12 protein-coding genes are annotated in these 14,199 nt (G+C 37.5%); 11 read left to right on the top strand and 1 reads right to left on the bottom strand.

What is annotated here, in order from left to right; genetic code table 11:
* The first annotated feature begins 808 nt into the window (after positions 1-808).
* The 4 genes from MKY94_RS03965 (at position 809) to MKY94_RS03980 (ending at position 5,813) form a co-directional block, all read left to right on the top strand.
* Positions 809-2,353, top strand: a complete 1,545-nt coding sequence (locus MKY94_RS03965; RefSeq protein ID WP_342578055.1) for a hypothetical protein — start codon at positions 809-811, stop codon at positions 2,351-2,353.
* A gap of 1,154 nt (positions 2,354-3,507) precedes the next feature.
* Positions 3,508-4,107, top strand: coding sequence for a LamG domain-containing protein (locus tag MKY94_RS03970; RefSeq protein WP_342578651.1), 600 nt, complete (start codon positions 3,508-3,510; stop codon positions 4,105-4,107).
* 676 nt (positions 4,108-4,783) lie between these two features.
* Entirely contained in the window at positions 4,784-4,981 is a 198-nt protein-coding gene (locus MKY94_RS03975) for a hypothetical protein (RefSeq protein ID WP_342578056.1), read from the top strand.
* Positions 4,982-5,450: 469 nt separating this feature from the next.
* On the top strand, positions 5,451-5,813 hold the full coding sequence (locus MKY94_RS03980) for a BslA/BslB family hydrophobin (protein ID WP_342578057.1): 363 nt from the start codon (positions 5,451-5,453) through the stop codon (positions 5,811-5,813).
* A 132-nt stretch (positions 5,814-5,945) separates the two neighbouring features.
* Here the strand turns inward: MKY94_RS03980 and MKY94_RS03985 are convergent, their stop codons facing one another.
* On the bottom strand, positions 5,946-6,083 hold the full coding sequence (locus MKY94_RS03985) for a hypothetical protein (protein ID WP_342578058.1): 138 nt from the start codon (positions 6,081-6,083) through the stop codon (positions 5,946-5,948).
* 106 nt (positions 6,084-6,189) lie between these two features.
* On the opposite strand from MKY94_RS03985, the gene MKY94_RS03990 reads away from it, so the two are divergent.
* From MKY94_RS03990 to MKY94_RS04020, 7 genes are all read left to right on the top strand, one after another.
* Complete coding sequence (locus MKY94_RS03990; protein ID WP_342578059.1) at positions 6,190-7,755, top strand: ABC transporter substrate-binding protein; 1,566 nt, start codon at positions 6,190-6,192, stop codon at positions 7,753-7,755.
* A 34-nt stretch (positions 7,756-7,789) separates the two neighbouring features.
* Positions 7,790-8,710, top strand: a complete 921-nt coding sequence (locus MKY94_RS03995) for an ABC transporter permease (protein WP_340862656.1) — start codon at positions 7,790-7,792, stop codon at positions 8,708-8,710.
* Between the two features lie 8 nt (positions 8,711-8,718).
* Positions 8,719-9,621 carry an ABC transporter permease gene (locus MKY94_RS04000; RefSeq protein WP_342578060.1) on the top strand — a complete coding sequence of 301 codons (903 nt, stop codon included), beginning with the start codon at positions 8,719-8,721 and terminating at the stop codon, positions 9,619-9,621.
* A 23-nt stretch (positions 9,622-9,644) separates the two neighbouring features.
* Positions 9,645-10,538: a serine hydrolase gene (locus tag MKY94_RS04005; protein ID WP_342578061.1), complete on the top strand. Its 894-nt coding sequence runs from the start codon at positions 9,645-9,647 to the stop codon at positions 10,536-10,538.
* 11 nt (positions 10,539-10,549) lie between these two features.
* On the top strand, positions 10,550-11,536 hold the full coding sequence (locus MKY94_RS04010) for an ABC transporter ATP-binding protein (protein ID WP_342578652.1): 987 nt from the start codon (positions 10,550-10,552) through the stop codon (positions 11,534-11,536).
* Positions 11,533-12,525 carry a dipeptide ABC transporter ATP-binding protein gene (locus tag MKY94_RS04015; RefSeq protein WP_144540428.1) on the top strand — a complete coding sequence of 331 codons (993 nt, stop codon included), beginning with the start codon at positions 11,533-11,535 and terminating at the stop codon, positions 12,523-12,525. The genes MKY94_RS04010 and MKY94_RS04015 overlap by 4 nt, the downstream gene beginning before the upstream one ends.
* A gap of 1,011 nt (positions 12,526-13,536) precedes the next feature.
* A complete protein-coding gene (locus tag MKY94_RS04020; protein ID WP_342578062.1) occupies positions 13,537-14,181 on the top strand; it encodes a protease inhibitor I9 family protein in 645 nt (214 codons plus the stop codon).
* Positions 14,182-14,199: the final 18 nt, after the last annotated feature.

Here is a 14,199-nt window from a genome sequence, read left to right on the forward strand (position 1 = left end):
TTTTTCATTTTTCTTTTTCTACACTATACTTTTTTTCATATTTCTTTTTGCTTTCTTTTTCTACAATCCAAAAATATCCAGTACCCCAAACGCTTGGTACTATTGGGTTTGAGGAGAATTTGTAAATGGGAATTTATGGAATTTTATTTTTGCAGTTAACGAAACTGATGTTGCTTACTTAGAAACTACAGATTCTCGTACTTACACTGCTAAATTAACAAACTCTGACGGTACTCCATACGTTGGTCGTGTAACAGTTGACTTAGCTGAGGTTAATCCTGCAACTACTACAACAAATACAACTGCAGTAATTACAGCAGTTAACGGAACTACTTATACAACTCTTGGTCAATCTTGGACTGGAGTAACTGATACAAATGGTAACCTAACTTTCACAATCGCTGCTGCTTATGGTGCGACTGATTCGACTGATTCTGTTACTCATGTACGTCCTACAATCACTAAAAAAGATGGTGACACACAAGCTAAATCTACTATTGCAGTAACTCACTTCTTTGAATTAGCAACTACAAATGGTCAAAAGAATTTAAATATCGCAAGCCTGCATATCGATAAGGACAAAGACTATGTATATGCTAACGGATTTAAATACAAATGGGATAGCAATGATCAATTCTTCATTGCTGGACAAAAGGTTTCACAATCTGAATTCGAAACTGCTCTTTCTAACGGTGATGAAGTAACAGTTGACTACAAAGTTAAAGTTGAAAACTCTTCAACTTGGAACATCACTAAAGATGTAACTTTAGCTGACGATGTTGAATTCACAAACCCTGCAAATGATGTAGTGACTTACGATGGCTATAACTATGATTTAAGTGGTAAAGCTCAAGCTGGTCAAACAGTTAAAGTTTACCGTACAGTAGATGGCGTTTCTACTAGAGATTTAGTTGGTAAAACAACTGCTGACTCTAGCGGTAACTGGACAATCAAAGCTGTTAACTTAGCACAAGATAAAGCTAACAAATTTGAAGCATGGTCATTTGCTCCAGGTAAAGATAGTGCTACTCCATGGGCTACTAATTCTGGTGCGGAATCATATGGTTCAACTGTAATTAACGAAGGTGCATTTGCTTCAACTCAAATCAAAGCAACTGATAACGGAGATAACGGTCTATCTGTTACTGACGTTCTAGAATTCTCATTCCTTAACAGTAATTATGGTCACAAATTTAACGATAATGTAAAAGCTGGAACAATCACTGTGACAGATGGTCAATCACAAACAGCTACATTGACAGTTAAAAAAGTTGGGGATAATAAACTTGAAGTAACAAAAGTTGAAAAAGATGTTAATTCAACATTCAACTTCAAATCATCAACTATCTCTATTACATCGACTACAGGTGTAGTTAACCAAGATCAACTTGCTTATAATGCTTCAGCATCTACTGGGAAAACATTTAACTTCGTAGCAAATATTGGTTCTACAACAGGTATCGCTTCTGCTGCTACTGCAGATGCAATTGTAATTGATGGTAAAACATATGCTCTTAAAACAACATCTCTTTTATACAAAAAAGATGGCACATCTGTACTAGGTGGAACAAATATCGCAGCGTATATTAATGGTGCTGGAACTAATGCACAGGTAACTATTAGTGGAGATGTTCTTACAGAACTAAATACTCCAGCAGAAGTAATTACAGCGCAAGTTGCTGCTTTTAAATCAGCTCATGCAACTGCTTTAGCATTGACAGTACCTACAGTTGCAATAACAGATGAAGCAGCAGTAAATAATGCACTTACAGCACACAGTCAGTTAGTATCTGGTGCTAAAACAGCATTATCTGCTGAAAAAACACTACTTGATAATCTTAAAAATAAAATTGCATCTTTAAAAGCAGCATCAGCAGACCAAGCATTGGTAAATGGTGAATTGGCTAAATTAACAGATATAGTATTATCTGCAGATGTAGTGGCAAGTAATGCAACAGTTAAAGCAGAAGTTGAAAAATTAGTTAACCTTAATACAGTAACTGTAGCAGTGTCACAAGTTGCAGCAACAGATAAATGGACTGTAACATTAACTTCAAAAGTGGCAGGAGCAACTGCAGTTAAAACTGTTACAGTATCAGAAGTAGTATCAGCTGACCAAGCTTTGGTTAATGCAGAATTAGCTAAAGTTGATTCTACTCTAGTGTTGCCTTCAAGTGCAACAGCTGATGAAGCAACAATTCTAGCTGCTGTAGGAAATAAAGTTAACCTTAATGCAGTAACAGTTGGAGTTTCACAAGTTGGTGTTACAAATGTTTGGACTGTAACAGTAACTTCAAAAGCAGCTCCAACAAAAACGGCTAATAAAGGCGTTACAGTAACTGTTGCTCCTTAATAAAAATAAACGAAACGTTGCTTTATAAATCGTTAATTCGATGAAATAAGCGGAAAATATTCCTCATGTCCTTACTTTATAAATCTAGTTGTTTATACTCTATGATTTTAGTAAGTAGACATGAGGTTTTTTCTAACTGTTACCTTCCAATTAATAGGAGAGGTTCCTATTCTTGCTCAACAGTCTTAAAGCAAGTGCCTAATCCTCCTGGATCCAGTGATGCTCTGATAAGCAAAAGGGATTAAGTCAGGTAAAGTCGTACTCATAGAATGAGGCGGGGCTCTTTAAAAGACAGCTATGGTCAGGTAGACGAATTCATGTAGGCAGGGTGAGGTAGTGAATACTGCGAAGAATGCTAGGAGCTCGGTATTCATCCTTACAGATGAAATGATGTAATGGCGCTCAGTATAATTGACTGTTAAACTAGGCGTTCTCACTCCTGAATAGTGGAGACCTACGGTTGTCAAAATAAGGGATGGAACTAACGGAACGTTTGAAGTTCTCTTGGAAGAGGTGTATCAGCACCATAGAAGTTAAGAGAATGGCAGCGGGTTCATAGTAGTGTTGATAGCTAGCCGTTTGGACTTGTATGGCAACATAAGAGAAGGATAAAACTAGCAGGAGCGAAGGAACCCAGTCAGTAGTAATTTTAATATGACTTATTTCCCCAAAAGTAATGTCATATGTTTTACAAATGAAAAGATGAAGTCAATCACATTCGTGTGGTTGACTTTTTTATTTGCTAATTTCTCACGAACGGAAAGATACAAATAGGTATAGAATTGAAGTTTTTTCTATGTTTCGAAGATTAAGTTCATATCCGTTAGTAAGCTAAATTTTATGCAGTTCTATAAATGAAGGATAATTTGCGGAAATTGTATAATGTAGCATGTAGAATTAACTTCATAAGGTTTCTTGGTACATTTTGTAATGAAAAATTTAATTTCTAAATTATTTTGTAATATTATAATTACCCCCTCATATATTTGTAGTGGGGAAATAAGAAAATAAAGAATTATCGCTGATGGCACGCCGTATGCGGTGAAAGTCGCATGTGCGGTGTAGGCTCGTTATAAAATCGAAAGTTAGATTAGATATAAGACGAGAATAGCAAAAGTATAACGTATTTTAACTTTAATGGGATTAGTGATTCTATAAGTGTAGTACCGAACGAAGAAATAAGTTTAACTTCTTCATTTACAATTGAGGCTTGGGTGAAACCTGAAAGTTTTATAGGACCAGGTGGCATAAAAGGAATTGTATCCAAGTACCATGTCGATGGAGTCCCATCCTATGCTGTAAGACTTATCAATGGAAAAGTCAATTTCACAGTGGGTGATGGAGATAGAAATGAAGTAACATCTTATCAAGAGTTACCACTTAATCAATGGACCCATGTAGCTGCTACCTTTAATGTCCACGATGGTGTAATCAGTATTTATATCAATGGTGTACAAGATATAATGAAATCAGGAGCAACATTAGCTACAAATACATCTGACCTACGAATTGGTGTTGATTTTAACAATCGCTTTTTTGAAGGAGGAATTGATGATGTTCGTATCTGGAGTGGTGCAAGAACAGCTGCACAAATTTTACAACTAAAGAATAACGACTTAGTTGGTATTGAAGCTGGATTAATGAATTATTGGAAACTGAACACTGCAACTGACGGAGTTACTCCTGATTTAGCTGGGTTTAATAATGTAGGCATAGTAGAAGGTACACAAATATTAATAGAGAACAGTAGATAAATCCGAGGTACTTAACTAGTATTTTCATCGAATTGGTTATGCTAAGTTAGTTTATGGATAGAGAGCATTTTTCCGCGTAAAATTTAGATAAAAGGGGTGAGGTGGGTTCAGAAAGGGTCCTGTTTCACCTCTTTACTGGTTTTCTAGATTAATAAAGCTGATTATGAGGATAACAGTATGGTGCATATCTCAAATCGAAAACGGAGTTGAAAGTCCTTTTTCAAATATAGTGACATTCCTGTAAATCTTATTTTCTGACTTATTATTTGGTAGTTTTTTTCTTATGAAGCATTCGGAACAAAAAGCGTCAGAAAACATAATGATCAACAGTGTGAGCATCCATCGGGTGCTCCTTATATTTAAAATGATTTCGGAACATAAAGCGAATCATTTCAAAATAGCACTTAACAAAACTATTAACATTCCTCAGTATTCGTTTTTATATAGTTACTATATAGTCAGAAATGGGGAAATAAGTTTTAAGAATTACTGCTGATGGCACGCCGTATGCGATGAAAGTCGCTTGTACGGTGTAGGCCCTATCGAAAGCCGAGAGAAAGAGAAGGTATAAGACGGGAATAGCTTAGTATTAAAAAATGCAACTGAACTAAATAAAGCTGGTAATTATAACGGTTCCTATGGTATTACAAATACTGGAACATATGGTCCTAATGATATGGAATCTGTTGCTTACTTAAATGGTAACCTATATGTTAATTCGACCGCGACATTGAGATGGATTTTTGTTACTGGTGGTAAAATTTATATTGATGCTGGTCCAACCGGTGTTGTAACACTGCATCCATCTTGGCAAGAACCAGGCAAATCCTCTGTCAAAGGTGATATAGTGATTATTTCTGGTACTGTTAATTAGTAGGATCGTTCTTATCTAACCTCACCCATTAAACGGTGGGGTTTCTTTTTGTACCCTTAGGGTATTTTTATTATTGAAGCTTAACTTTCTCTCAAATTGTGCAGTAACTAATACTCTATTGTTAGTTTATTATTTTGTACCTACTTGTCCATTCGGAACAAAGGCGTCGGTAGAAAACATAACGATCAACAGTGTAAGCATCCATGGTGTGCTCTTTTAATATTTGTAACCTTTATCCTATTTAATTGTATTTTATTAAAAATATATTGCGGAATATAAAACTAATGAACTATAATATGTGTGGGGAAATAAGCTTTTAGAAGTGTACAGCTGATGGCACGCCGTATGCGGTGAAAGTCGCACGTATGGTGTAGGCTCGTTATAAAACCGAGAGATAGTAAAGGTATAAGTCGAGAATAGCATAACACCAGTTCCAGCAACTGTAGGAAGTTTTTGGATAAAAGATCCGATGGTATTGAAAAGTGCTAGTTATACAAGTGGTCAAGCTACCACGATAAGGTTAGACTATTATACTGATACTTTATTTGTTAATGGTACTCTCACAATTCAATTACCTAGTGAAATTACCGTAACTACGGCCGATAATGTTAATTTTGGGGTGTGGAGATCTATAGCGGCATCAGAAATTAGCGCTGATGGACATACTTTAACTTTTACAGGAATAAATACAAGTGGAGATTTTGCTATTCAATTAGATAACAAATTAATTCCAACTCAAGGAAGTTATGATATATTTGCTCAAGCAGATGCAGATGGATCAGAGAATTCTTATTCGGCAGATACAGAAACAGTTACATTGATATCACAATAGTTTTTTTGACCTCACTTTTCTGGTGAGGTTTTTTTATGCATCTGGAAGACTAAAAGCAGCATAAGTTAGTAGTGTTAGCGTTATTTTTTATTCAAAATGTTAATAATAACTACCTTTAGTATCGAGTTGTATTTAAAATATATTTATTTGATAGACAGATCCAGTAAGTAATCCCCCTACAAAATCTAAACCTACTGCTTTTTTTAAATCCTCACATGCTGGATCCCACAATTTAAATCCAATTATGCCCCCATGAAGAAACTCCTCCAAATACTTTATAACACAAAGACATATCTATATACCTCCATGAATATATTGTTGGTAATACAAATTTCCGATATGGACAAGTTGCCATAGGAAAATGGGGGGAAGAAAAATGGGGAGAAAGCGGTTGGGATTTATCAGCTTGTTTATTGTACTTGCACTTGTTCTGTCTGGCTGTAATTGGTGGAAGCAATCGGATTCCAAGGGAGGTTCGGGGGAGGTAGTTGTTGGTTTGGTGTCGGAGCCAGATTCTGTTGATATTCATCGAACATCGTCGACAGGAGAGGCGAATACTCCTTTGTATGATACCTTACTGAAGCTTGATGATGAGGGGAATATTGTTCCAAATCTAATCACTGATTATGAGATTGTAGGAGATGGGAAAGAGGTAATCTTTAATCTTAAAGAGGGAGAGAAGTTCCATTCGGGGAAGCCAGTCAATGCAGAGGCAGTTAAACTATCCTTCGAAAGATTAGTGGAATCGTCTCCTTTTAGTACAAATGCTGGGGACATAGATAGTATAGAGGTAATTAGCGAACACTCCTTCAAGATCACATGGAAGAATCAGTTTGCACCATTTTTTATTAATGCGACCACTTCCTTTTTGGCACCGATAGACGTTTCTGTTTTAGATGAAAAGGGAGAAGGGTTTGAGAAAAATCCTAGTGGTTCAGGCCCGTTAAAGCTAAGTAAAATCAATCGCGGAGACTCCTTGGTGTATGAGCCGTATAAGGATTTTGATTGGAATGATGGTGGTCCAGGATTTGATAGCGTGAAATTTAGATTTATACCGGATGAAGAGACTAGGATTTTAGAGTTTAAGAAAGGTAATGTGGATGTTTTATTGAATGTGCCTTACCAATATATTGAGGATTTAGAGAAGGATTCAGAAGTGACAATCGAACGTGTGCCAGGGGATGTTTTAAGTTATTTAGGCTGGAACAATAAACTCCCTATTTTCCAAGATAAAAAAGTTAGACAAGCTATTGCAATGGCAATTGATAGAGATTCTATTATAGATAATACATTAAATGGTGAAGCGAAAGCAGTATTTGGACCATTACCGAAGGCTGCATTTGGCTATAGCGAGAAAATAGAAACGATGGCAAACGAGAAATATACAAGAGACACAGAGCAGGCGAAGAAGCTATTAGCGGAAGCGGGCTGGAAAGAGTCGAACAATGATGGAGTGGCTATGAAGGATGACAAGCCGTTTGCAGTAGATTTATGGGTAGACGATGATCCAGCCAATCAACGAGCGGCTCAGGTTATACAAAATCAACTAATGGAGATTGGTATTAAAATAAACATCTCTGTGAAGGAATCAGCAACTATTATTGAGCAAACACCTAAGGGAGCACATCAAATGTTGCTTTGGAGCTTTGGTTGGCCGGATGCGGACGTGCTGAACTTCTTGTTATTCGGGAAAGAAAAATCGAAGAGACTTCATTATGAAAATGAAGAGATTTATAGCATTTTGGACAAGGCTGCGATTGAAATGGATCAGGATGCAAGATTAAAGCTGTATGAAGAGGCGATGGAAATGCTAGTGGAGGAATCTCCATTTGTACCGCTATATGTGAAAGAAAATATTACAGCAGTTCGTAATTTTGAAAGCTTTAAGATTCATCCAATCGAGGGCACGATCCAATGGCAGGATGTAAAAGTAAAGGAATAGAAGAAACTTACTCTGTACAAAAGGAGGCGTTTATTTGTCATCCTATCTATTCAAAAGAATCACTACAATGCTTATTACCATTATTGGAGTCTCCATTTTAGTGTTTATGATTATTCATTTAATCCCGGGTAATCCAGTCAATCATATACTAGGTGACTATGCAACAGAAGAGTCTATTCAAGAATTAGAATCTAGATTAGGACTAGATAGGCCAATAACCGTTCAATATGTATCCTATATGGCGAATGCAATTCAAGGAGATTTGGGAACTTCTTTTATCACTGGTTATACGGTCGTTGAAGAGATTATGAATCGAATACCAGTGACTGCCCAATTAGCTTTTTATAGTATCATATTTGGTTCGTTTTTAGGGATAGGCATAGGAGTATTAGCTGCTGTCAAAAAGAATACTATATACGATCAGCTAGCAATGACTTTGGCTCTAATTGGTATTTCTGCACCGGGTTTTTGGATTGCTTTGTTTTTAATTCTTCTATTTTCTTATCAATTAAGTATTTTTCCAATCTCAGGGTACAGCGGGTTTTATTCACTTATACTACCTTCTATCACTTTAGGTTTGGGAACCGCAGGAAGTATTGCAAGAATGACACGCTCCAGTATGCTAGATGTGATTAAACAGGATTATATACGAACTGCTCGAGCTAAAGGAGCAGGCGCGTATCGGTTAATCTTTCAACATTGTTTGCAAAATGCTGTCATACCGGTTATTACATTAATCGGTATGCAGTTCGGTTATTTGATGGCAGGAGCAGTAGTTACTGAGACTGTATATGCACTGCCAGGCCTCGGCAGTCTAATTGTTTCAGCAATATCTACCCGAGATATTCCAACTGTTCAAGGATTATTGTTATTTATGGGCTCTATTATTATACTTGTTAACTTTGTAGTTGATTTGCTTTATACCAAATTAGATCCTCGTATTCAATACGAATAAAGAGTCGTGTGAGGGGAGAGAGAAAGCTGAAATCAGTAGATAATTCGACTATTTTAACAGCAGAATCTATTCATAGGAAATCTTCTTTAGCTATTTTTATTCAAAAAATGACGAATAACAAAGGGGCCGTCATTGGCTCCCTCATCTTACTATTTTTCATCATCACTTCAGCGTTTGCTCCATGGTTTGCAACTTATCCTGTAAATGAAATGAACTTTGAGGATAGCCTAAAGGGTCCAAGTGTAGAGCACTGGCTAGGGACAGATGAATTTGGCAGAGATATTTGGACACGCATTCTCTACGGAGGAAGAGTTTCCTTATTGATGGGGTTATTTGCAGTAGTTGTTTCAGGGTCGATCGGTGTCATTTTAGGAGTAGTGGCTGGGTATTATAGAAAATTAGATATGTATATCATGCAATTTATAGATATTCTAATGGTTTTTCCTTCATTACTGATGGCGATTGCAATAGTTGCAGTTTTAGGGGTAGGTCTAACGAATGCAATGATCGCAGTCGCTATATCGGCTGTTCCCTCCTTTGTAAGAGTAGTCAGGGGAGCAGTTTTAACAATAAGAGAGACGGAATACGTGGAGGCTGCTAGAGCGTTAGGGCTACGGAACTTCAAAATAATATTCAAGCATATACTACCGAATGTCACCTCACCAATCATCATATTAGCTACTTTGGAATTTGGAAGTGCCATCCTCTCCGCAGCATCCTTGAGCTTTTTAGGACTAGGAGCACAACCACCTAATCCTGAGTGGGGAGCGCTAGTCTATGTAGGAAAATCATTTTTAAGTCAAGCATGGTGGATGACCTTGTTTCCCGGACTAGCAATAATGCTAGTAGTACTAGGCTTTAACCTGCTAGGTGACGGTCTAAGAGATGCATTAGATCCAAAATCAAAATAATAATCAAACAAGGAGTGACTCAGGTGAGCTTACAGCAAATAATAGAATCTTATGTGACGACTATTGAAGCTGACTTTGGAATTTATATTAAGCATCTACAAACAAATGAGGAAGTAAATATACAGGGTGACAAGCTATTTCAAACGGCAAGCGTGATGAAGCTTCCAGTTTTAGCAACCTTATATGAAAAAGCGTATAAAGGTGAAATTAATCTTCAACAACGAATACAGCTGACTGAACAAGACTATGTGCCAGGCTCTGGGGTATTTCAGGAAATGGAGTATGGCATAAAGCCAACGATTAAGGATTTAGCTACGATGATGATCATCGTAAGTGATAATCTTGCCACAGATAAATTATTAAAAATTCTTGGTGGGGTTAACCCAGTGAAAGAAACAATGGACAGATTAGGACTTAATAACATTTATATTAAGCATTCTATTTGGGAGCTTCTAAGCTTAAGTGTAGGGATATCGTATCAGCCATACAGCTCTGAACTTTTTGATGAAATCATTAGACGCTTGAAGGAACAGGAAATAGATTGGGAAAGTGTCGTGTATCAGCACAATAAAGAGAGCAATGTGAGTTCAGCAAAGGATATGTCTCTTTTACTAGAGTTGTTCGCAAAAGGAGAGTTCGTCTCTACGAAATGTTCAAGAGAGATAATAGATATATTGCATAGACAGCACTACCAGCAACGTATTGGAGGGCTTCTGCCGCGCAATACGCCTGTAGCCAATAAAACCGGTAGCCTTGGAGCTATGTACAATGATGCAGGAGTTGTTTACTTACCTGAAAATCAAGGTCAGTATGTCATTTGTGTCTTCTCTAATGGACATTCCTTAGAATATGAGGGGGACGAGCCCATTGCTCAAATTTCCAAAATAGCATATGAATATTTCTTGGATGGGAGGTAGATTCATTGACTATCTCACTAGATTTGCTAACTGTGGAGCATGTAAATATATCTTTCAAAAATGATAAATCGCTAAATATACCTGCAGTAAGAGACTTGTCATTTCATATTCAGCAAGGGGAAACAGTTGGCTTAGTTGGAGAATCGGGCTGTGGAAAAAGTGTAACAGCACTTTCATTGATGCAGCTAGTGGAGAAAAATACGAGCTCTATTGAAGGAAACATTGTCTTTGAAGGAGAAAATCTAAATACATTTTCAGAAAAAGAGATGCAGGAGGTTCGTGGAAATAAAATCTCTATGATATTTCAAGAGCCTATGACATCCTTGAATCCAGTCCATAAAATAGGCAAGCAAATTAGTGAGGTTCTTTTTCTACATGGGTTTGCCACGAAAGCTAACAGCAAGGAAAAAACAATTGAGATTCTAAGAAAGGTAGGGATTCCTCGAGCAGAAAGCATTATAGATGAATATCCCCATCAGCTTTCGGGAGGTATGAGACAAAGGGTGATGATCGCTATGGCAATGGCATGTAACCCTAAACTCCTTATCGCGGACGAGCCTACCACTGCCTTAGATGTAACAATTCAAGCACAAATACTAGATTTGATGAAAAACTTGCAGCAGCAATATCATACGGCAATCTTACTCATCACGCATGATTTAGGGGTCATCTCAGAAATGGCTGATCGGGTCGTTGTCATGTATTACGGACAAATAGTAGAGCAGGCAGATGTTAGAACGATTTTCAAGAATCCAAAGCATCCCTATACAATTGGTTTGTTGAATTCTGTACCGAATATCTATAGTGAGAGTAATGATCGGCTCACTCCTATTGAAGGAAATGTCCCAAATATAGGGGCAATAAAGGAAGGCTGTCCATTTCGTTTTAGATGTCAGCAAGTACATGCAAAATGTCATGAGCATAACCCATCCTTATTTAAGCTCGATTCTCAGCTAGTACGTTGCTGGTTATACGAGGAGCAGGGGGTGAAGGTTTGAATAAACCTCTATTAGAAGTTAAAAACCTAAAAACTCACTTTCCTATTAAAAAGCGTTTTCTAAAAAAAGGAAAGCAGTTTGTAAAAGCCGTAGACGGACTCAATTTTTACGTAAACAAAGGAGAAACACTAGGGATAGTAGGAGAGAGTGGCTGTGGGAAATCCACAATGGGCAGAAGTATTCTTCGTCTTATAGAACCTACTGAAGGTAGGATTACCTTTCAAGGAAAGGAAATAACCTCATTAAATGATAAGGACTTAAGAAAAATGAGAGGCGAAATGCAAATAGTATTTCAGGATCCCTATGCCTCCCTTAATCCTAAAATGACAGTTGGTGCTATATTAGGCGAAGCACTTCAGACTCATGGTATCTCCCAAGGATCTAAGGAAAGAACAGAAAAAGTTCAAGAGCTATTAGTGAATGTAGGGCTAAGCCCGATTCACATCGACCGCTACCCACATGAATTTAGTGGCGGTCAAAGACAGCGTATTGGAATTGCCAGGGCTATCGCTGTAAATCCATCCTTAATAATTGCAGACGAACCAGTATCTGCTCTAGATGTATCGGTTCAGGCACAAATCCTCAATCTATTTCAAGACTTAAAGGAGTCTCTAGGACTTACTTATATATTCATCGCTCATGACCTTAGTGTCGTCAAGCATGTCAGCGATAGAATAGGAGTTATGTATTTAGGAAAAATAGTAGAGTTATCTGATAAGAAAGGGTTATTCCAAAATCCACTACACCCTTATACGCAAGCACTCATGTCTGCCGTACCCTCATTAGATCCTGATATAAAAAAGGAAAGAATTATCCTAACTGGTGACGTACCAAGCCCCTCCAACCCACCAAGTGGCTGCACCTTTCATACAAGATGTCCCTATAAACAAAATGTATGTGAAACAGTCATCCCAAAAGAAATCAATGTTGCTGAAGGCAGGTATGTCAGCTGTCATAAGTATGACGATCAATATAGTAAGCAATTCTAATAGTCCCCCTGTTCTCAGAATAGAGAACAGGGGATATTGCTTTAAAGATATAAAATATTGTTTTCAAGACATTTACCGATTGAAGTAACTTTGGCAAGCAGTCCATTTCTTTATTTTTTCGTTCTCCTCTCCAAATTAAACCCGAACCTCTTTTCTCTATTGATTAGAGCTACAGGTGGCGACTCCTGTGGGATGAGTGAGATGATAAGACATCACAAACGACGCGACAGCGACGGTGATGGCTTATCGCTCACCCCACGGAAAGCGTCCACCTAAAGCGGAAATCAAACATACTTTGCCTCTTTTTTAGTAAGAAAATGAGTTATTATCCCTTCCCCGAACACTATTCACTAGATTGATTGAAGCGACAGGTGGCGACTCCAGCGGGATGAGTGAGACAGATTAGCCATCACAAACGACGCGACAGCGACGGTGATGGCTTATCGCTCACCCCACGGAAAGCGCCTACCTAAAGCGGAAATCAAGCATACTTTGCCTCTTTTTTAAAGAGTAAGTAAATAAGTTAGTTACAAAATTATCCCTTCCCCGAACACTATTTACTAAATTGATTGAAGCGACAGGTGGCGACTCCAGCGGGATGGGTGAGACAGATTAGCCATCACAAACGACGCGACAGCGACGGTGGTGGCTTATCGCTCACCCCGCGGAAAGCGCCCACCTAAAGCGGAAATCAATTACTTTATTAATTGTAAAGTATCTAGATATCATTATTTACTCTTCATTTATTCGTGTTCTTTCACATAAATGCTACAAGAATCATAAGAAAGCAGAAACTCATATTTAAAATTTTCCAAACATAGATAGCTAATTTTTCACATTCTAAATCATACAAATAGGGACTAGCACATAGATTAGAAAAGTATCAAATTATAAGTTTGTTACTTCATCTCATAGGAAGGATGCGATCCTCATATTACGACATTAGCTAATGGAAGGTGCAAAATCACACTTTTAAAAGTGAAAAACATTTGTGCTAAAGGGGGATATTAAATGAAGAAAAACCTAGTTAATAAGTTTTTTAGAGTATTTTTGGTACTAGCTATGGTCTTGACGATGTTCAGTCCAATGATGACTGCATCGGCAAATGGTGCGACAAAGCAGTTTAAACCAAATACTACTAGTGAAAGCACAATGCAGTTAAAATCAGCAATCGCTGAGCAAACAAGTTTGGGGAACGATGGACCGAAGCTTCACAAAGACTTACAGAAACTATCGGGTAATCAGGAAGTTGCAGTTATCATACATCTATCCGAGAAACCTGTTGCTCTTGAAAAAGGTATTAGTGAATTAAAGGGAAAATCACTCTCTGCTTCTCAAGAAAATAGTATAAGAAATAAGGTAAAAGCTCAACAAACAGCTGTAAAAAAAGAAATAAATATAAAAAAGATTGCTATGAAGCAAGGCTATACATTTGATACAGTATTAAACGGTTTTGCAGCGGTTGTCAAAGCGGATGACCTTCCAAAACTATTAGATGTTAAAGGTGTAACACTAGTGGAGCCTGATGCAATCGTTTACGCATCAGAAGAACCACAAAAAACGAAGCCTGTTAAATCTACTGTCACTAAAAAAGAAGATAAATTAGATGCAAAGATGAATACAAGTATTTCATTCCTAGGCATTGAAAGACTATAGAATGAGGGAATAGAAGGG

This window comes from Psychrobacillus sp. FSL K6-2843 (assembly GCF_038626375.1).
Taxonomy (GTDB): Bacteria; Bacillota; Bacilli; order Bacillales_A; family Planococcaceae; genus Psychrobacillus; species Psychrobacillus faecigallinarum.

What these genes read in the sequence shown, in the direction of transcription:
- MKY94_RS03980 (WP_342578057.1), top strand. Translation starts at nt 5,451, where the DNA reads ATGGTATTGAAAAGTGCTAGTTATACAAGTGGTCAAGCTACCACGATA.
- MKY94_RS03990 (WP_342578059.1), top strand. Translation starts at nt 6,190, where the DNA reads ATGGGGAGAAAGCGGTTGGGATTTATCAGCTTGTTTATTGTACTTGCA.
- MKY94_RS04020 (WP_342578062.1), top strand. Translation starts at nt 13,537, where the DNA reads ATGAAGAAAAACCTAGTTAATAAGTTTTTTAGAGTATTTTTGGTACTA.
- MKY94_RS03975 (WP_342578056.1), top strand. Translation starts at nt 4,784, where the DNA reads ATGGAATCTGTTGCTTACTTAAATGGTAACCTATATGTTAATTCGACC.